Origin of the sequence: Streptococcus pseudoporcinus LQ 940-04 (genome assembly GCF_000188035.1) — a bacterium.
Taxonomy (GTDB): domain Bacteria; phylum Bacillota; class Bacilli; order Lactobacillales; family Streptococcaceae; genus Streptococcus; species Streptococcus pseudoporcinus.
In genome coordinates, this window is the sequence record NZ_AEUY02000005.1 from 975,737 (window position 1) to 995,708 (window position 19,972).

Sequence of the window (19,972 nt, forward strand, 5' to 3'; positions counted from 1 at the left end):
AAACCTCTGTCTAACATCAGAAATCAATAGCGAAAAATGCTACAATAATAAAAACGTGAGAACAAAAAGGAGAGATGAATGGCAAAACAAATTATAGGAACAACCGATGTAGAAGCTTCTCGGATTGCCTTAGGTTGTATGCGAATGGCAGCTTTAGACCTTAGTCAAGCTGAAGAAACCATTAGAACGGCTTTAGATGAAGGGATTTCTTTTATTGACCATGCCGATATCTATGGGAATGGGGAGTCAGAAATTCGTTTTGCTCAGGCAGCTAAGAATTTGGGCCTATCTCGTGATGATTACCTTCTACAATCAAAATGTGGTATCCGTAAAGGCTTCTTTGACTTTTCAAAAGACCATATTATGGCATCAGTAGACGGCATATTAAAGCGTTTAGAAACAGATTATTTGGATTTTTTGGTTCTTCATCGACCAGATATCTTAATGGAACCAGAGGAAGTTGCAGAAGCTTTTACAGAGTTGGAAAAAGTTGGCAAAGTCAGGTATTTTGGAGTTAGTAACCAAAACCGTTACCAAATGGAATTACTGCAAGCTTACATGGATCAAAAGCTTGTGGTTAATCAAATGCAGCTGTCACCAGCCCACACCCCTATGTTTGATTCCGCTTTAAATGTTAATATGCGTAATCAAGCAGGTATTGACCGTGATAACGGTCTTGTTGACTATTGTCGTCTCAATAAAGTGACCATTCAAGCCTGGTCACCCTTCCAAATTGATTTAGATAAGGGACTTTTTACGGGTAATCCTGATTATCAGGAATTAAATGAAACAATAGCAAATCTGGCTGATCAGTATCGGGTTAGTGCAGAAGCAATTATCATTGCATGGATTTTACGTCACCCAGCCCAAATGCAAGCTATTGTTGGTTCTATGAATCCTGACCGTTTGAGAAAAATTGCTCAGGCTAATTCTATCACCCTCTCTCGTGCAGACTGGTATGATATCTACAGAAGCGCAGGCAATTCACTTCCCTAATAAAAAGGCCTAGCTAGTTACCACTAGCTAGGTTTTTACTTGCTTTATCCTTCAATATAATCTTTTAATGCTTGGCCTTTTAAACCAGCATTAAGGGCAATCAAAAGCTTGAGGCGTGCTTTTGGGGCATTCAGTTCTTTGACAAACATGACTCCGGCTTGTTGTAGCATGGTTCCCCCTCCTTGATAGGCGTAGACAGGCTCTGCTATCCCGTTAAAGCAACGAGAAACGAGAACGACAGGAATCCCCCAAGCGATGAGTTTTTCAACTTCGGGCGCGGCATGAGGTGGAATATTACCTGCACCAAGGGCTTCGATGACAAGGCCTTGGATGTTATCGGGAGTTAATAAACTCAAAATACTGCCATCCCCCATTCCTGCGTAGGCTTTAATAATAGGGACAGTACCTGTAATGGTTTGTAAATCAAATCGGACACGGGGCTCTGCTGTTTTGAAAAAAAGCAGATCCTGTTTCATGATAATTCCTAGGGGACCGTGGGTAGGCGTTTGAAAAGTAGAGATATTTGTGGTGTGGGTTTTGGTTACATATTTTGCAGCATGGATTTCATCGTTCATGACAACAAGAACGCCCTTGCCTTTTGCTTTATCATGGCTAGCCACTCGAAGTGCTGTTAGATAATTATAGATACCGTCACTACCAACCTCGTTTGAACTCCGCATGGCGCCGGTAATGACAACTGGGAGATCGGGGAGTGCCATGGTATCTAAGAAATAAGCTGTTTCTTCTAGGGTATCCGTACCATGTGTAATGACGATACCATCATAGTTATCAGCTTCTTCTTTTATCTTGTGATAGAGTGCCAGCATATGTTTGGGAGTAATATGGGGACTGGGTAAATTGAAGAAGTCAATGACTCTTAATTGAATGTTTTCTAACTCTAACCCGACCTGAGTCATAGGGTTGATTTGATTAGGAGAAATATTTCCACTTGCATCGGCTTGCATGGAAATTGTTCCTCCAGTGTGCAATACTAGAATTTGTTTCATTATTTGTCATTCTTCCTTCGAAATATGTTATAATCTATTCTATCATAAATAGAAGTGAGTAAAAAAGGTTTTGACAATTAAAGCAGTCTTTTTTGACATTGATGGTACCCTTTTAAATGACCGAAAAAATGTTCAAAAAACAACACAACAAGCCATTCAAAGTTTAAAAAAACAAGGTATAATGGTAGGCCTGGCAACTAGCCGAGGGCCTGGTTTTGTGCAGCCTTTTTTAGAAAACTTTGGCCTTGATTTTGCGGTTACCTATAATGGTCAATACATCTTGACTCGGGACAAGATTCTCTATCAAAATCAATTACCTAAATCTCTGATTTATCGTGTTATTCGTTATGCGAGTGACAAGAAAAAAGAAGTCTCGTTAGGGACGGCTTCAGGTTTAGCTGGTTCGCGTATCATTGATATGGGAACCAGTCAATTTGGACAAGTGGTTTCCAGTATTGTTCCTCGAGGTATGGTAACAACAGTTGAGAGTAGCTTTAAAAATCTTATCCGACGCGTGAAGCCACAGAGCTTTAATAATTTAGTAACGATCATGCGAGAGCCAATCTATCAAATTGTTATGGTAGCCTCTGCTCAAGAAACAGCTGAGATTAAGGAAAAGTTTCCTCATGTCAAAATCACAAGAAGTAGTCCTTATTCGATCGATTTAATTTCTCTAGACCAGTCTAAGATTAAAGGGATTGAGCGTCTTGGAGAGATGTTCGGCTTCGAATTATCAGAAGTTATGGCCTTTGGTGATTCAGATAATGACATTGAAATGCTAAATGGTGTCGGTGTCGGTGTCGCCATGGGGAATGCTGACGACCTCTTAAAAGCAGGTGCTAGTTTTGTAACAGCATCTAACAATAACGGAGGCATTTCAAAAGCACTCGCTCACTATGGTCTCATTCATTTTGATGTTGAAAAAAGCTTTAAAAGTCGTGATGATAACTTTAATAAAGTTAAAGATTTCCACCGCTTGATGGACGGCGATACTATTGAAACACCTAAGGGTTATACCTTGAAAGATGCTAGCCACCGTGCAGACTTCAAAATTGAAGAATTGGTAGAATTTGTCTATGCAACTAGCCAAGGCGACAAGAATAAATTTACACAAGCATTGATTGATATGCACTCAGCAATTGATAAAGCTGCTATTAAAGTACAATCTAAGGCTAGCAATGAGTCACCACTTGTTGGGCAAGTAGATGCCTTGACGGATTTGCTTTACTTCACTTATGGCTCTTTTGTTTTGATGGGAGTTGACCCACAACCAATTTTTGAAACAGTTCATGAAGCTAATATGGGTAAAATATTCCCTGATGGGAAGGCCCATTTTGATCCAGTAACACATAAAATTTTGAAACCTGATAATTGGGAAGAACAGTATGCGCCGGAAAAAGCAATTAAAAAAGAGCTAGATAAACAGTTACAAAAATCCTTACAACGTTTAGAAAAATAAAGAACTTAAGTAGTCACAACCACTTAAGTTCTTTATTTTATAAGGTTTTATTAGTATCTCTGACAACTAATAAATCGACTTTAGCATGACGCATAATGTACTCAGAAGAAGAGCCAACGAGGAGACGTTCGAAGGTATTTAAACCAGTTGCACCAACCATGATAAGGTCAACCTTTTCTTGTTCGGGAATGTCGTGTGCTAATAGGTTTTTAGGATTACCAAATTCAATAACTTGTTTGACGTTAGTAACTCCGCGCTCGCGGGCTTGTTTTTCTAAATCAACAAGCACTTCTTTTGCTTCCTGCTCTAACTTATCATAGATGTAAGTATCAAAAGTAGCAACACTTTGTAAAGCTCGAGTATCAATAACGTGAGCGAGAATTAACTCAGCTTGATTTCGTAAAGCAACATTGACGCCTTTATTGAAGGCAAGCTCAGACTCGAAAGAACCATCAACTGCAACTAAAATGTGTTCATATTTTTGGATCATATAGAAGACCTCCTTTTTATTACAAGATTACTGTTTTCTATCTACTCTTATTTTATTATACCTCATTTAAGGATGATTTGAAAGCGGTTAATGTTTTTTCAGAAATATTTTTAGTATCATTTTTCACTTCAAAAGTATTGGCAAATTCTTGAATTTTTTGACTTTTTGTTATAATGTTAGGTATGAGGTAGAAGTTATGAAAATTTTTGAGAAATCATCAAAATTAGAACATGTTGCTTATGATATCCGTGGTCCAGTTTTAGAAGAAGCAGAACGAATGATGGCTAATGGCGAAAAAATTCTGCGTTTAAATACTGGAAACCCAGCAGCCTTTGGTTTCGAAGCCCCTGATGAGGTAATTCGTGATTTAATTATGAATGCGCGAGACAGTGAAGGGTATTCTGATAGTCGAGGTATTTTTTCTGCCCGTAAGGCAATTATGCAGTATTGTCAACTAAAACATTTTCCAGATCTTGATATTAACGATATTTATTTAGGAAACGGGGTTTCTGAATTAATCTCCATGTCTCTACAAGCTCTACTAGATAATGGAGATGAAGTTTTAGTCCCAATGCCTGACTACCCACTTTGGACAGCTTGTGTCAGCCTTGCAGGTGGTCATGCTCGTCATTATATTTGTGACGAAGAGGCCGATTGGTACCCTGATATAGATGATATAAAGTCAAAAATTACAGATCGAACGAAAGCAATTGTTGTTATTAATCCTAATAATCCGACCGGATCACTCTATCCTAAAGAATTATTGGAAGACATTGTGGCTATCGCGCGTGAACACCAATTGATTATTTTCGCCGATGAGATTTATGATCGATTAGTCATGGATGGAGGAGAACATGTTGCCATCGCTAGCTTGGCTCCGGATGTTTTCTGTGTTTCTATGAATGGCTTGTCCAAGTCTCACCGAATTGCAGGCTTCCGCGTTGGTTGGATGGTGCTTTCAGGCCCTAAAGAACATGTGCGAGGCTATATTGAAGGAATCACTATGTTAGCCAACATGCGTCTTTGTTCAAATGTTTTAGCTCAACAAGTGGTTCAAACTTCTCTAGGTGGTCATCAATCAGTAGATGAATTATTATTGCCTGGAGGTCGTATTTATGAGCAACGTAATTTCATATATGAAGCCATAAATAGTATTCCAGGACTTTCAGCTGTCAAACCAAAAGCGGGACTTTATATTTTCCCTAAAATTGATCGTCACATGTATCGGATTGATGATGATGAACAATTTGTGTTGGATTTACTAAAACAAGAGAAAGTCATGTTGGTACATGGTCGTGGGTTTAACTGGAAGGAACCTGATCATTTTCGTATCGTTTATCTTCCTAGAGTGGAAGAGTTAGCAGACGTTCAAGCTAAAATTACGCGGGTTCTGCAACAGTACAAACGCTAATTCAATTCTCATATTGGATTAATTATCGTTAATGACCAATTACTTTAAGATCTAATCAATGGGTAAAATCAGTTGGAAGTACGTCAGTACAAGAATTGTAGAAATAATAAAAAATTTTCTGATAATTTCTTGCTAAAACAAAGACCCTTTGGTATAATTGAGACGAAATATATCAAAAGAAATAGGTGACTTATGCCCAACTTATTAGAAAAAACTCGTAAAATTACCTCAATCCTTCAACGTTCCGTAGACAGTCTTGATGCTGAATTACCATACAATATTATGGCTTCCCGATTAGCGGATATCATTGACTGTAATGCCTGTATCATAAATGGTGGTGGTACCCTTTTGGGGTATGCTATGAAGTACAAAACCAACAATGACCGCGTTGAGGAGTTTTTTGAAGCTCAGCAATTCCCAGAATCCTACGTTAAAGCGGCTAGCCGAGTTTATGATACTGAGGCTAACTTGCCAATCGATAATGAATTAACCATCTTCCCTATTGAATCCAAGGAGACCTATCCAGAAGGTTTAACAACTATTGCCCCGATTTACGGAGGTGGTATGCGCCTAGGATCATTAATCATTTGGCGTAATGATAAGAAATTTAATGATGATGATTTGATTCTGATTGAAATTTCGAGTACCGTAGTAGGTATTCAATTGTTGAATCTCCAAACTGAGAATTTGGAGGAGACAATTCGTAAACAGACAGCCGTTAATATGGCAATGAATACTTTGTCATACTCAGAAATGAAAGCTGTAGCGGCTATTTTAGGAGAACTAGATGGAAATGAAGGCCGTTTAACTGCTTCAGTTATTGCTGATCGTATCGGCATTACCCGTTCAGTAATTGTTAATGCACTGCGTAAATTGGAGAGCGCGGGTATTATTGAAAGCCGTTCTTTAGGAATGAAAGGTACTTATCTTAAAGTTATCAACGAAGGTATCTTCGAAAAACTAAAGGAAATCTAATAAAATGACAAAGGCTTTAATTTCAATTGATTACACTTACGATTTTGTAGCTAATGACGGTAAGTTAACCGCGGGAAAGGCTGCACAAGCTATTTCAGAAAGAATTTTTCAGGTCACTAAGAGGGCTTTTGAAGAGGGGGACTATGTTTTCTTCGCTATCGATTGCCATGACGCAGTTGACCCTTTTCATCCTGAAAATAGGCTCTTTCCGCCGCATAATCTTAAGGGGACAAAGGGACGTAACCTCTATGGTTTGTTGGGGTCCTATTATCAAGAAATTAAGGCTGATTCAAAAGTATTTTGGTTAGATAAGAGACATTATTCTGCATTTTCTGGTACAGATTTGGATATTCGTCTACGAGAACGGAAGGTAGATACATTAATTCTAACTGGAGTTCTAGCAGACACTTGTGTCTTACATACTGCCATTGATGCCTATAATTTAGGTTATCAGCTTGTGGTTCCATCATTGGCTGTGGCTAGCCTGACAGAGGAAAGTAAAGTCTGGGCACTGGAACATTTTGAACAAGTCCTAGGAGCTAAGATAATATAGAAGACTAAAAAAAGACGTGATGATAATCATGTCTTTATTTTTTGATAATCAAATTGATTGCTTGGTTAATGCGTTCTTCTTGAAGTTCAGGATCATCTGCTGGGTTTTCGATAACTTGCGTGATTCTATTCCCGATAATAACTCCCATGGTACTATTGATACTAGATCTGATAGCAGTTAACTGGGTAATAATTTCGAAACACGATTTCTCATCTTCAATCATTTTTTGGACGCCTCGAATCTGTCCCTCTGTACGTTTCAATCTATTAATAATGTCTTTTCTCTCCGACCTCATATACACCTCATTTCTCTAGTCATTATACGTGGTCAAATAGTCTTTGTCAATCCTTTCTAAGTGCATTGGCTTTGGTTGCTCAATCAAGGGATGGCTATTATTATTTATATACCATGCATGGTATATAAAAGAGCTACTGGTACTGGGTATTATCGTTTTACCAAGTTTAGGGAGGGCTAATCTTTTATGTAATCGCCTTATAAAGACCATTGTCTGCACTAGTGCTTTGAGATTGGAGCTATTTCTTAACCTATTATCAAGCAATTGGATTTTACTATTCTTAAGTTGAATAAAGGCTACGCTCTTTAGGGAAGTTATGACTAAAAAAGGAGTGATGATGAAAACCGAGAGTATTAAGGCCTTAGCAGACTAATTAGCGGTGAGATTGATTGAAGTGAGTAATGCTAGAAAGAAGAAAGAAATTGCTTTAGGCAATATCCCAAGTGCTGTCAGTCTCTCTTAAGTCAATTGGATCATTATAATCAGTCTCTTGCAAAAGATAAGATTGTCTATATTATTTGTTAAGTCTGGTGGTCGCTCTCAACGTGTTTGTGAGTTTTTTGTGGCCTTGTTAGTGAAGGTAGGATGGCTGATTGCCTATGGCTACTAGAAAATTAAAAGCTGTCTATTTTATTTGAAATAGACAGCTTTTTAATTTGTTGACCTGACAATGTGGGAATATGGACTTGCTTTTTGCGAAGATACTGCTGATGTTTAACTAATAGGAATAAAAGCCATGGCCTGCGACCTTACCAAGGTAACCTTTATCAATGAATTCTTCTTTTAACATTTTTGCTAAATGCGCATGTAAACTGTCTGGATTTTCAGTAGTATCAGCATAATTTTTGAGAATATTATAGGCTGTTTCAATACCTATGATATCCAAAATTTCTAACGGTCCGTAAGGAGCTCCAGTGCCTAACTTCCAAGCTTGGTCAATAGTTTTTGAGTCGGCAACTTTCTTGTAGTAAAGTGTTAAAGCAGACTCTAAAAATGGCACAAGTATTGAGTTTAGAACGTAACCTGGTTGTTCATGCTTGAGTTCTAGGGGGACCATGCCAATTTGTTGGGCAAAATCCAAGACAGTTTGATGAGTTTCTGAACTTGTATGATCATGCCCCATAATTTCAACAATGTTATTTTGCCAGATATTATTAGCAAAATGAAGAGCAATGAACTGTTCGGGACGACCGGTGGCTTGTGCAAATTCACTTGGTAGCAGTGTGGAAGAGTTAGTTGCAAAAATAGTTTCTTTAGGAGCAAGGTGACTTAGTTTTTGATAAAAGTCTTTTTTAATCCCAACTTGTTCAGGAACGGCTTCGATGACGAGATCAGCCTCTTTGACAGCCTTTGCTAAATCTGTTGAGAAGTGAATCTTATGAGGGAGCTCTTTAACCAATTCAAGTGATTGGTTTACTTTTTCCAAGAAGACATTATCCAATTTAGGGAGTAAATTTTTATTATAGGAGAGAGTTTGGACTTTTTCACTATAATTGTTTTTAGCTACCAGTATTTCATCTCTATAGAGAGAAGCTAGGTGTTTAATCTTCGATTTACCATGCTCTATAGCCTGTTCATCAATATCATAGATGGTCACGTCAAAGCCTTTATAAGCTGTTTGGAAAGCGATTTGGCTACCTAAGACCCCGCTACCAGCGACTGTAACTCGTTTAATTGTCATAAAAAACACCTCCAAATATATTTGTAAACGTTTACAGGTGCATTCTATCAGATAAAAGTTAAAATAACAAGCAAATAGCAGACACTACTACGTCTATTTTTCAATTTTAAGCTTGAATTTTAAAAAATGATATATTATAATACACTATATAATAAATAGTATAGCACATTAAAGAAGGTGGTGAGTATTATTCAATTAACTAAAAGACAAGAAGAGATTAGTCGAATTGTCCAGGAAAATCAACCGATTACAGGTGAAAAAATTGCTGATTTGTTACACGTAACGCGTGCAGCTCTTCGATCGGACTTAGTTGTTTTAACCATGCTAGGGCTTTTAGATGCTAAACCAAAAGTCGGATACTTTTACATAGGACTGGAAAATCAAAGAAACGAATATTACCATTTTAAAGATATGAGAGTATCAGATATTATGGGGATACCTTTGACGTCACATCAGGGGGAATCAGTATATGAGGTGATTGTCAAAATTTTTATGGAGGATGCAGGTTGTGCTTTTATTCTAGATGACGATGGTTTCCTTTGTGGTGTAGTTTCACGCAAAGATTTACTCAAAGCTAGTATTGGTGGTGGCGATTTATCCAAAATTCCGATAGGTATGATAATGACTCGCGTGCCAAATATCGCAACTGTTCTGGAATCTGACGTCGTTTTTGAAGCCACCGAAAAACTCGTTCAACGACAAGTTGACAGTTTGCCAGTTATTCGTTTAGCAGAGAATGGGAAAGCCCGTGTGGTCGGAAAATTCTCTAAGACGATCATTACAAAACTCTTTTTAGAGCTAAAAGAGTAAGAAGGAGGCGCTATGGACGATCAATTATCACTCTATATTATTTCTGACTCCTTAGGAGAAACGGCTAGAGTTATTGCTAATGCTTGTATGCAACAATTTCCTCAACATGACAATTGGCAGTTTGAACGTTTTTCCTACATAAACACGAAAGAACTTTTAGATGATGTGTTTGAAAAAGCTAAAACCAAAAATGTTTGCCTGATGTTTAGTTTGGTGGATGATCAGCTTGCTAACTATGCTCAGGAACGTTCAGAAGAGGAAAATTTTGTCTATGTTGACCTCTTATCCAACGTTATTAAGGCTATGTCAAAAATTTCTGGCTTGTCACCTCTAGGTCAACCAGGACTTTTAAGGAAACTGGATAGAGATTATTTTAGACGTGTTGAAGCTATTGAGTTCGCTGTGAAATATGATGATGGTAAAGATCCCCGAGGTATTCTACTAGCAGATTTAGTCCTTTTAGGAATTTCTCGGACATCAAAAACACCTTTAAGCATGTTCCTTGCCGACAAACATATCAAAGTTGTTAATATCCCCTTAATTCCAGAAGTGCCACTACCAAAGGAAATTTATGAGATTGATCCTAAAAAAATTATTGGTTTGACCAATTCAGTAGAGCGACTGAGCCAAGTTCGAAAGGAGCGACTGAAATCAATGGGAATTTCTAGTTCAATTTCTTACGCCAATGCTGACCGTATTTATGAAGAAACTAACTATGCAGAAGAACTTATGCGACAGTTAAAATGTCCGATTATTGACGTTTCTGATAAAGCCATTGAAGAAACAGCAACTATCATTTTGGAGATATTGGAAAGATAATAGTTTTAAATTGGAGGAAAACATGAGAGGAAAGTTTGTATATCCTTTTTCAGAAGGTCATAAAGATATGAAATCTTTGCTAGGTGGTAAAGGGGCTAATTTAGCTGAAATGACAGCTATTGGTCTACCAGTGCCTCAGGGCTTTACCATTACAACAGAAGCCTGTAATGATTATTATGATAATGGAGAATTAATCCGTCCAGAAATCTTACAAGAGATTGATCAAGCTTTAATCTTTTTAGAAAAAGAGCAAGGAAAATGCCTTGGAAGTGACCAGGATCCCCTTTTGGTATCTGTTCGCTCGGGTGCTGTCTTTTCTATGCCAGGAATGATGGACACGATCCTTAACCTAGGGCTTAATGACAAGAGTGTACAAGGTTTAATTGCGGTAACGCAGAATGATCGTTTTGCTTACGATTCTTATCGTCGTTTTATCCAAATGTTTGCGGATGTTGCTATTGGTATTTCAAAAGATAAATTTGATGCCGTCTTAGAGAAGGCGAAAGAAGCAAAAGGCATCAAAGAAGATACGGAACTAAGTAGTCAGGATTTACAAGAAATTGTAACCGCATACAAAAATATTTACTTAGAAGAAACTGGAGAAGTATTCCCACAAAATCCCAAAGAACAATTGGTATTAGCTATTGAAGCGGTCTTTAAATCTTGGAATAATCCCCGGGCTAAGGTCTATCGGCGATTAAATGATATTTCGCAAACTTTGGGAACGGCCGTTAATATTCAAGCGATGGTCTTTGGTAATATGGGCGAAAACAGCGGAACAGGAGTTGCTTTCACGCGTAACCCTTCAACTGGAGAAAATAAGCTATTTGGAGAATACCTGATTAATGCCCAAGGAGAAGATGTTGTAGCTGGCATTCGGACCCCTCAAAGTATTGAACGGCTTAAAGCAGATATGCCTAATATTTATCAAGAACTCTTAAAGACTACTCAATTACTGGAAAAGCATTATCACGACATGCAAGATGTTGAATTCACAATCGAAAAAGGAAAGCTCTTCATGTTACAAACTCGGAATGGTAAGCGTACAGCAAAGGCTGCTATTAAGATTGCTGTTGATCAGGTTAGAGAAGGTTTAATTAGTAAAAAAGATGCCATTATGCGTATCAAACCTAGTCAACTTGAACAAGTTTTACATCCTACTTTTGCTCCTGATGACGTGCAAAGAGCTGAGTGCCTCACAACTGGACTTCCAGCATCTCCTGGAGCAGCTTCTGGACAAGTCTATTTCCATGCTGCTGATGCTGTTAGAGAAGCTAAAGCAGGTAAGGAAGTTATTCTTGTTAGACAAGAAACATCTCCAGAAGATATTGAGGGTATGGTATCTGCCAAGGGAATTATCACAGCTAGAGGTGGTATGACATCACATGCAGCAGTAGTTGCACGAGGGATGGGGAAACCCTGTGTTGCAGGTTGTAGTCAGCTCTTGGTTGACGAAGTGCGCAAAGAAATAAGAATAGATCAAGCGACTATTAAAGAAGGGGAGTTCTTATCAATTGACGGCGGAACAGGGGCTGTTTATATTGGTTCAGTCCCGATGGCGGCAACAAATCTTGACAGTGATTTTCGAACCTTCATGTCTTGGGTTGACGAGGAAGGTGACATGAAGGTACGGTCTAATGCTGATAATGCGCGTGATGCTCGCAAAGCTTTGGAATTTGGTGCAGAAGGAATCGGCTTATGTCGGACTGAGCACATGTTCTTTGATGAAGAGCGCATCCAACTTGTTCGTGAAATGATTGTGGCTGACAAGCTTGAAACTCGTGAAAAAGCTTTAGCAAAATTATTACCTCATCAACAGGGGGATTTCTATGAACTCTTTAAAGCACTAGATGGCAAATCATGTACTATTCGTTTACTGGATCCACCTTTACATGAATTTTTACCGCAAGACACTCCCTCTATTACTAAACTAGCTCATCAGCTTGGCTTGGGTACCCACCTCCTTGAAAAGCGTATCTGCGACTTATCAGAATTTAATCCGATGTTGGGACATCGGGGTTGCCGCTTGGCGATTACCTATCCAGAAATCTATAAGATGCAGGCTCGTGCCATTGCTAAAGGAGCTATCCAGGCTATCCAAGAAGGCTATCACGTAGCTCCAGAAATTATGGTCCCCTTAGTCAGTGTTGTTGATGAATTACGTATTCTTCGTCAATTAATTACTGAAACGGTGGATCAAGAATTGGAAGAAGCAGGGATAAGCATGACATATAGGATAGGTACGATGATTGAAATTCCGCGCGCTTGTGTAACTGCTGATGAGATTGCACAAGAAGCAGATTTCTTCAGTTTTGGGACTAATGACCTAACGCAAATGGGATTTGGCTTTTCTCGTGATGATGCTGGTAAGTTTTTAGGTGAATATAGCGAAAAGGGAATTCTTGATAAAGATCCTTTCCAAGTCTTAGATCAAAAAGGTATCGGTCGTTTACTAGAAATGGCTGTTAAACTTGGCCGTCAAACTAAGCACGATTTGAAAATGGGGATTTGTGGAGAGCATGGCGGTGAAGCAGCGACAGTAAGCTTCTGTTATCAACAAGGTTTAAACTATGTGTCTTGCTCGCCGTTTCGAATACCAATTGCTAAATTAGCAGCGGCTCAGGCTAAGATTAGCCAGGTGGGAAATAGTTCTAGTCGTAATCAATAAACCTTCTTAAGTAGGCATTATTAGGTCAAGATAGATGAGATTTGTAAAAGGCTATTGCGTAAGTCTAGAAAAAGACACCCGTCTTTTTCTAGACTTACTTTTTTGTTAAGAAATGAAGATTAGTACCCTAGCTGAATAGGTGGCAATTGTGATATAATGAATAGGACTATGTAAAAATAGAACTAAGGAGAAATGATGAAAATTTCTGAAGAAGAAGTGCGCCACGTAGCCACTTTATCAAAATTAACATTTTCTGATCAAGAGACTAGTGCATTTGCTACTAGCCTAACGAAAATTGTTGATATGATTGAATTATTAAATGAAGTTGACACAGAAGGTGTTGCTATTACGACGACTATGGCTGACCGAAAAAATGTGATGCGACAAGATATAGCTCAAACTGGCACAGATCGTCAACTCTTATTTAAAAATGTACCAGAAAAAGAAAATAACTTTATCAAAGTACCTGCCATTTTAGAAGATGGAGGAGATGCCTAATGTCCTTGAACACTAAAAATTTAGCAGAATTACATGACTTATTAGTAAAAAAAGAAATTTCTGCCAAAGAATTAACAGTTGCTACAATTGAAGATATTAAAAAACGTGAAGATAGCATTAGCTCATTTATTACAATTAGTGAAGATTCAGCACTAGTTCAAGCACAAGCAATAGATGATAAAGGTATTGATGCTGATAATCTTTTGTCGGGAATCCCCTTTGCTGTAAAAGATAATATTTCGACCAAAGGTATCCTGACAACAGCTGCCTCAAAAATGCTTTACAATTATGAGCCGATTTTTAACGCGACAGCCATTGATAATGCTCTTGCTAAAGATATGATTGTTATAGGGAAAACCAACATGGATGAATTTGCCATGGGGGGCTCAACGGAAACTTCCTATTTTAAGAAGACTAAGAACGCTTGGGATCAGACTAGAGTTCCTGGAGGATCGTCAGGTGGTTCTGCGACAGCAGTTGCTTCAGGACAAGTTCGTCTCTCTCTAGGTTCGGATACAGGTGGCTCTATTCGTCAACCAGCAGCTTTTAATGGTGTTGTGGGAATGAAACCAACTTACGGAACGGTTTCCCGTTATGGCTTAATTGCCTTTGGCTCTTCCTTGGATCAAATTGGGCCTATTTCGCAAACGGTTAGTGAAAATGCTTACCTGCTGAATGCCATTGCTGGTCCAGATGAAAAAGATTCGACTTCGGCGCCTGTCAGGGTAGCTGACTATACTAGCAAGATTGGTCAAGATATAAAAGGAATGAAGATTGCCCTTCCAAAAGAATATCTGGGAGAAGGCATTGATCCTCAAATCAAAGAAAACATTCTAGAAGCTGCTAAACAGTTTGAAAAATTAGGAGCTCTTGTTGAAGAAGTTAGTCTTCCTCATAGTAAGTACGGAGTAGCGGTCTATTATATTATTGCTTCCTCAGAAGCATCATCGAATTTACAACGTTTTGATGGGATTCGATATGGGTTCCGGGCTGAGAATGCAAAATCTTTAGATGACATCTATGTACAAACGCGTAGCCAAGGCTTTGGTGATGAAGTGAAACGTCGAATCATGTTAGGTACTTTTAGCCTATCTTCTGGTTACTATGATGCTTACTTCAAAAAAGCTGGTCAAGTTCGTACCTTGATTATTGAGGATTTTGCCAAAGTGTTTGCCAACTACGACCTTATCCTTGGACCAACGACACCTTCAGTTGCTTTTGGGCTTGATACCCTCAATCATGATCCTGTTTCGATGTACTTAGCTGACTTATTGACGATCCCAGTCAATCTAGCTGGCTTGCCAGGGATATCAATTCCTTCAGGATTTGCCGATGGCTTACCAGTTGGCTTACAGTTAATTGGACCAAAATACAGTGAAGAAACAATTTATCAAGCAGCAGCAGCTTTTGAGGCCAGTACAGATTACCATAAGCAACAGCCACTTATTTTTGGAGGTGACAAGTAATGAATTTTGAAACAATTATTGGACTAGAAGTTCACGTCGAATTGAATACCAATTCTAAAATATTCTCACCTTCTTCGGCGCATTTTGGGCAAGAAGCTAACGCAAACACCAATGTCATTGACTGGTCTTTCCCAGGTGTTTTACCAGTTATGAACAAGGGTGTTATTGATGCGGGAATCAAAGCTTCGCTGGCTCTTAATATGGCTATTCATAAAAACATGCACTTTGACCGCAAGAATTATTTTTATCCTGATAACCCCAAAGCTTATCAAATTTCTCAGTTTGACGAACCTATTGGCTATAATGGTTGGATTGATATCAGGCTAGAAGATGGAACTGAGAAAAAAATTAGAATTGAAAGAGCTCACCTAGAAGAAGATGCAGGGAAAAATACCCACGGAACAGATGGCTACTCCTATGTTGACCTCAATCGCCAGGGTGTTCCCTTAATTGAAATTGTCTCAGAAGCAGACATGCGCTCACCTGAGGAAGCCTACGCCTACCTCACAGCCCTTAAAGAAATCATTCAGTATACCGGAATTTCTGATGTGAAAATGGAAGAAGGCTCAATGCGCGTAGATGCTAACATCTCACTTCGTCCATATGGTCAAGAGGAATTTGGCACTAAGACTGAGTTGAAAAACCTCAATTCTTTCTCTAATGTCCGTAAGGGTTTGGAGTACGAAGTTGAACGACAGGCTAAAATCTTGCGTTCAGGTGGGATTATTCGACAAGAGACACGTCGTTATGATGAAGCTAATAAAGGAACAATTTTAATGCGGGTTAAAGAAGGTGCTGCGGACTACCGTTACTTCCCAGAACCAGATCTACCCTTGTATGAAATTGATGATGCTTGGATTGAAGAGATGCGGTCAGAATTACCAGAGTTTCCAGCTCAGCGTCGTACCAACTATGTCACAAAACTAGGTCTTTCTGACTATGATGCAAACCAATTAACAGCAAGCAAAGCTTTGTCTGATTTCTTCGAACAAGCAGTTGCTGTTGGTGGAGATGCTAAGCAAGTTTCTAATTGGTTACAAGGCGAAGTTGCACAATACCTTAATTCTCAGGACCAAACAATTGATACGATTCAACTAACGCCAGATAATTTGGTGGAAATGATTCAGTTGATTTCAGATGGTACGATTTCATCTAAAATAGCTAAAAAAGTCTTTGTTCACTTAGCTAAAAACGGTGGGTCTGCTCGTCAATATGTCCAAGAAGCAGGCTTAGTGCAAATCTCAGATCCAGACGTCTTAATTCCAATTATTCATCAGGTTTTTGCAGCTAATGAAGTAGCGGTTGCTGACTTTAAATCTGGCAAACGTAATGCAGATAAAGCTTTCACTGGCTTCCTTATGAAAGCAACTAAAGGTCAAGCTAATCCACAGGTTGCTCAACAGTTGTTAGCACAAGAATTACAAAAACTATTAGATTAATGACAAATGTGAAAGTAGATTGACAATAAAAAGGAAGTTTTGCTTCCTTTTTATTGTGGGCTGAGCTTATATTATTAGTGAGCGACAGAGCAGTATTGACAAAATAGAGCCCTTTCAAAGACAAAGCAACTGTGTTACACTAGGATTAGTTACTTAAGAGAAGGAGCAGTTATGTCCAAAAAGTGGAGTGGAAGTATCATGGTTTTGTCTGCTGGAATAGCCTGGGGTATCTCCGGCGTTTCAGGACAATATTTGATGAGCCATGGCATCCATGTTAATCTATTAACGTCATTACGTTTATTAGTGTCGGGACTTTTTTTATGTGGTTTAGCTTTAGTCACACAGAAAAGCAATGTTAAGAAAATACTCACTACCCCTAAACTGCTAATTGCTATTTCTTTATTTGCTATTTTTGGTTTGTTAATGAACCAATATGCTTATTTAAACGCTATTCAATACACTAATGCGGGAACGGCAACGGTTCTTCAATATTTATCGCCGATTTTTATTTTGATTTATGTTTCGCTTGTAGAAAAAAGATGGCCGTCGTTAAGTGAATGTTTTTCAATGGTTCTGGCAATCCTAGGGACATTGATTATTGCTACTCATGCTCATTTGTCGCAATTAGCTATCACCCCAAAGGGCTTAGCTTGGGGCTTGCTGGCAGCAATAACCGCAGCTCTATATATTATTATTCCGATCCGGCTGATTGAAAAATGGGGAAGCTTGGTCGTGATTGGCTTAGGGATGCTTTTTTCAGGACTCTTTTTCCCACTTGTTACACAAGCCTGGCAATATCCACTATCATTAAGTGGGGATAATCTTTTAGCTTTGTTTGGATTAATAGGTATAGGGACTATCTTTGCTTATACTGTTTTTTTGAAAGGCACAGCTTTGGTCGGGCCTGTTAATGGTAGTCTGTTAGCCTCTGTTGAACCAGTTGTCTCTGTTGGCTTTGCGATTCTTCTTTTAAAAGAAGTTTTTTATCCGATTGACCTTCTAGGAATGCTGTTGATTTTGATTTCAGTTCTTTTGATTTCGTATCGAGATTGGCTTATCATGCGTAGCCTTAGAAAAATGAATGAAGATGATAATTTACCTATCTGAGTTTGGTTTTCTACTCATAAAGTTAGATTATGTTATAATATGGAAAATATAAAAGGAGAAAGTTATGATTGGATCTTTAATCGTCGGCGCTATCATCGGAATGATTGCTGGAAAAATTACAGAAAAAGGCGGACAGATGGGTTGTTTAGCTAACATAGTAGCAGGTCTTGCAGGTTCATACGTGGGGCAACGTCTTTTTGGGAATTGGGGCCCTCATTTAGCAGGTATGGCACTTTTCCCCTCTATCATTGGTGCAGCCATTATTGTTGTGTTGGTATCATATTTAATAGGTAAAAAGTAAAAGTCCACAGGAAGTGGGCTTTTTCTCAATTTACCGATAGCCCTATTTTAGCAGCTACCTATAAATCATTTTTAGGAGTTGCTGAAAAAAGATTGACCTAAGCTAAAAAAGGCACCCCTAGTTAGAGAAGGGGTGCTGTGATCAGCAACTTTTAAATTGTCTTATCTTTTTAATTGGTTGCCCAAGCATCATTATAGAAAAGTAATATTGAAATGACCTATCAATTTGGTAACAAAATTTGCCAAATTTGTGATATTTGACATCAAGATGTAATCAAGGTGCACAAGAGGCTAAGTAGTCTAGAATAATGATTTTTTTTGTGGTAAAATGTAACAAATATAAGGAGGTGCTTCATGAAAGCTATTATTACAGTTATCGGAAAGGATAATAGAGGTATTGTCGCCGGGGTTTCTGGAAAGATTGCTGATCTAGGATTAAATATTGACGATATTTCACAAACTGTATTAAATGATTATTTTACAATGATGGCTCTTGTATCAAGTGACAGTAAGGAAGATTTTTCTCAGTTACGCAAAGAGTTTGATGCTTTTGGGGAGAGCCTTCAGGTGAAGATTAATATCCAAAGTACAGCTATTTTTGATGCTATGCATAATCTATAAGGAGATATTGACCAATGGATATTAGACAAGTCCGTGAAACCATCGAAATGATTGAGGAGCAACACTTTGACATTCGAACCATTACCATGGGAATTTCCCTTTTAGATTGTATTGATCCCGATATTGATCGTGCAGCAGAGAAAATATACCAAAAAATTACGAAGAAAGCTTCAAATCTAGTAGCAGTTGGAGATGAGATTGCTGCTGAACTGGGGATACCTATCGTTAATAAAAGGGTATCTGTTACACCTATTGCTTTGATTGGGGCTGCAACAGATGCTACTAGCTATTTACCCCTAGCAAAAGCATTGGATAAAGCTGCACATGAAATTGGTGTTGATTTCATTGGTGGTTTTTCTGCTTTGGTGCAAAAAGGCTACCAAAAAGGTGATGATATTTTGATTAATTCGATTCCTCAAGCCTTAGCAGAAACGTCAAAAGTCTGTGCTTCTGTCAATATTGGTTCGACTAAGTCGGGAATTAATATGAGCGCAGTCGCTGATATGGGCCGTATTATTAAAGAAACTGCCCAAAAATCAGACTTAGGAGCCGCTAAATTAGTTGTTTTTGCTAACGCTGTCGAAGATAATCCTTTTATGGCAGGTGCTTTCCACGGTGTTGGGGAGGCTGATGTAGTCATCAATGTTGGGGTGTCTGGTCCTGGTGTTGTTAAGCGTGCTTTGGAAAAAGTTCGTGGGGAAAGTTTTGATGTTTTAGCTGAAACAGTTAAGAAAACGGCTTTTAAAATTACTCGTATTGGTCAGTTGGTAGGGCAAATGGCTAGCCAACGTTTAGGCGTTAAATTTGGTATTGTTGACTTGTCTTTAGCGCCAACGCCAGCAGTAGGAGATTCTGTTGCCCGTGTTTTAGAGGAAATGGGCTTAGAAACAGTGGGGACGCACGGAACTACTGCAGCCTTAGCTTTGCTCAATGATGCTGTTAAAAAAGGTGGTGTCATGGCCTGTAATCAAGTAGGTGGTCTATCAGGTGCCTTTATTCCAGTATCAGAGGATGAGGGAATGATTGCAGCTGTCCAAAATGGTGCGCTAAATCTTGAGAAACTTGAAGCAATGACGGCTATTTGCTCAGTTGGTTTAGATATGATTGCTATTCCAGAGGATACACCTTATCAGACTATTGCAGCAATGATTGCTGATGAAGCGGCAATTGGTGTGATAAATCAGAAGACCACTGCGGTTCGGATTATCCCTAAAGGTCAAGTGGGTGATTTGATTGAGTTTGGTGGCTTACTGGGAATGGCACCGGTCATGTCTGTCAATAAAAATTCCTCAGCAGATTTTATTGCACGTGGTGGACAGATCCCTGCCCCAATTCATAGTTTTAAAAATTAATGTAGACCAGTTAACCTGTTGGGAT

Annotated in this window: 19 protein-coding genes; 15 read left to right on the forward strand and 4 right to left on the reverse strand. The window is 38.7% G+C overall.

Annotated elements, in window-relative coordinates; translation table 11 throughout:
* Positions 1-78 precede the first annotated feature (78 nt).
* Entirely contained in the window at positions 79-996 is a 918-nt protein-coding gene (locus STRPS_RS06125; RefSeq protein WP_007892142.1) for an aldo/keto reductase, read from the forward strand.
* Positions 997-1,040: 44 nt separating this feature from the next.
* Here the strand turns inward: STRPS_RS06125 and STRPS_RS06130 are convergent, their stop codons facing one another.
* The gene (locus STRPS_RS06130; RefSeq protein ID WP_007892084.1) at positions 1,041-2,003 is read right to left on the reverse strand and encodes an asparaginase; all 963 of its coding nucleotides are present in this window, start codon (positions 2,001-2,003) and stop codon (positions 1,041-1,043) included.
* Positions 2,004-2,073: 70 nt separating this feature from the next.
* Between STRPS_RS06130 and STRPS_RS06135 the strand changes: the two genes are divergently transcribed.
* Positions 2,074-3,462: a Cof-type HAD-IIB family hydrolase gene (locus tag STRPS_RS06135; RefSeq protein WP_007892183.1), complete on the forward strand. Its 1,389-nt coding sequence runs from the start codon at positions 2,074-2,076 to the stop codon at positions 3,460-3,462.
* A gap of 37 nt (positions 3,463-3,499) precedes the next feature.
* On the opposite strand, the gene STRPS_RS06140 is transcribed toward STRPS_RS06135, so the two are convergent.
* On the reverse strand, positions 3,500-3,952 hold the full coding sequence (locus STRPS_RS06140) for a universal stress protein (RefSeq protein ID WP_007892092.1): 453 nt from the start codon (positions 3,950-3,952) through the stop codon (positions 3,500-3,502).
* A 196-nt stretch (positions 3,953-4,148) separates the two neighbouring features.
* Here STRPS_RS06140 and STRPS_RS06145 point away from each other — a divergent pair, with 196 nt between their 5' ends.
* The 3 genes from STRPS_RS06145 to STRPS_RS06155 all read left to right on the forward strand — a co-directional run bounded on the left by STRPS_RS06145 (position 4,149) and on the right by STRPS_RS06155 (position 6,891).
* The gene (locus tag STRPS_RS06145; protein WP_007892125.1) at positions 4,149-5,363 is read left to right on the forward strand and encodes a pyridoxal phosphate-dependent aminotransferase; all 1,215 of its coding nucleotides are present in this window, start codon (positions 4,149-4,151) and stop codon (positions 5,361-5,363) included.
* 192 nt (positions 5,364-5,555) lie between these two features.
* Positions 5,556-6,338, forward strand: coding sequence for a GTP-sensing pleiotropic transcriptional regulator CodY (codY, locus tag STRPS_RS06150; RefSeq protein ID WP_007892088.1), 783 nt, complete (start codon positions 5,556-5,558; stop codon positions 6,336-6,338).
* Positions 6,339-6,342: 4 nt separating this feature from the next.
* Positions 6,343-6,891 (forward strand): cysteine hydrolase family protein, encoded by a 549-nt coding sequence (locus STRPS_RS06155; protein ID WP_007892122.1) that lies wholly within the window; start codon positions 6,343-6,345, stop codon positions 6,889-6,891.
* Between the two features lie 34 nt (positions 6,892-6,925).
* Here the strand turns inward: STRPS_RS06155 and STRPS_RS06160 are convergent, their stop codons facing one another.
* Positions 6,926-7,186: a metal-sensitive transcriptional regulator gene (locus STRPS_RS06160; protein WP_007892095.1), complete on the reverse strand. Its 261-nt coding sequence runs from the start codon at positions 7,184-7,186 to the stop codon at positions 6,926-6,928.
* A 718-nt stretch (positions 7,187-7,904) separates the two neighbouring features.
* The gene (locus tag STRPS_RS06165) at positions 7,905-8,867 is read right to left on the reverse strand and encodes a 3-hydroxyacyl-CoA dehydrogenase (RefSeq protein WP_007892160.1); all 963 of its coding nucleotides are present in this window, start codon (positions 8,865-8,867) and stop codon (positions 7,905-7,907) included.
* Between the two features lie 180 nt (positions 8,868-9,047).
* Between STRPS_RS06165 and STRPS_RS06170 the strand changes: the two genes are divergently transcribed.
* The 10 genes from STRPS_RS06170 (at position 9,048) to STRPS_RS06215 (ending at position 19,947) form a co-directional block, all read left to right on the forward strand.
* Positions 9,048-9,677, forward strand: a complete 630-nt coding sequence (locus tag STRPS_RS06170; protein ID WP_007892104.1) for a helix-turn-helix transcriptional regulator — start codon at positions 9,048-9,050, stop codon at positions 9,675-9,677.
* 12 nt (positions 9,678-9,689) lie between these two features.
* Positions 9,690-10,496 (forward strand): pyruvate, water dikinase regulatory protein, encoded by an 807-nt coding sequence (locus STRPS_RS06175; RefSeq protein WP_007892076.1) that lies wholly within the window; start codon positions 9,690-9,692, stop codon positions 10,494-10,496.
* Positions 10,497-10,518: 22 nt separating this feature from the next.
* Positions 10,519-13,164 (forward strand): pyruvate, phosphate dikinase, encoded by a 2,646-nt coding sequence (gene ppdK, locus STRPS_RS06180; RefSeq protein ID WP_007892082.1) that lies wholly within the window; start codon positions 10,519-10,521, stop codon positions 13,162-13,164.
* Between the two features lie 195 nt (positions 13,165-13,359).
* Positions 13,360-13,662 (forward strand): Asp-tRNA(Asn)/Glu-tRNA(Gln) amidotransferase subunit GatC, encoded by a 303-nt coding sequence (gene gatC, locus STRPS_RS06185; protein WP_007892147.1) that lies wholly within the window; start codon positions 13,360-13,362, stop codon positions 13,660-13,662.
* The gene (gene gatA, locus STRPS_RS06190; protein ID WP_007892111.1) at positions 13,662-15,128 is read left to right on the forward strand and encodes an Asp-tRNA(Asn)/Glu-tRNA(Gln) amidotransferase subunit GatA; all 1,467 of its coding nucleotides are present in this window, start codon (positions 13,662-13,664) and stop codon (positions 15,126-15,128) included. Before gatC ends, gatA begins: the two co-directional genes overlap by 1 nt.
* On the forward strand, positions 15,128-16,567 hold the full coding sequence (gene gatB, locus STRPS_RS06195; protein ID WP_007892144.1) for an Asp-tRNA(Asn)/Glu-tRNA(Gln) amidotransferase subunit GatB: 1,440 nt from the start codon (positions 15,128-15,130) through the stop codon (positions 16,565-16,567). Before gatA ends, gatB begins: the two co-directional genes overlap by 1 nt.
* Positions 16,568-16,738: 171 nt before the next feature.
* Positions 16,739-17,674 carry a DMT family transporter gene (locus STRPS_RS06200; protein ID WP_007892123.1) on the forward strand — a complete coding sequence of 312 codons (936 nt, stop codon included), beginning with the start codon at positions 16,739-16,741 and terminating at the stop codon, positions 17,672-17,674.
* A 64-nt stretch (positions 17,675-17,738) separates the two neighbouring features.
* Positions 17,739-17,975, forward strand: a complete 237-nt coding sequence (locus STRPS_RS06205; protein ID WP_003085174.1) for a GlsB/YeaQ/YmgE family stress response membrane protein — start codon at positions 17,739-17,741, stop codon at positions 17,973-17,975.
* A 353-nt stretch (positions 17,976-18,328) separates the two neighbouring features.
* Complete coding sequence (locus STRPS_RS06210) at positions 18,329-18,595, forward strand: ACT domain-containing protein (protein WP_007892117.1); 267 nt, start codon at positions 18,329-18,331, stop codon at positions 18,593-18,595.
* A gap of 14 nt (positions 18,596-18,609) precedes the next feature.
* Positions 18,610-19,947 (forward strand): PFL family protein, encoded by a 1,338-nt coding sequence (locus tag STRPS_RS06215; RefSeq protein WP_007892085.1) that lies wholly within the window; start codon positions 18,610-18,612, stop codon positions 19,945-19,947.
* The last annotated feature ends 25 nt before the right edge of the window (positions 19,948-19,972 follow it).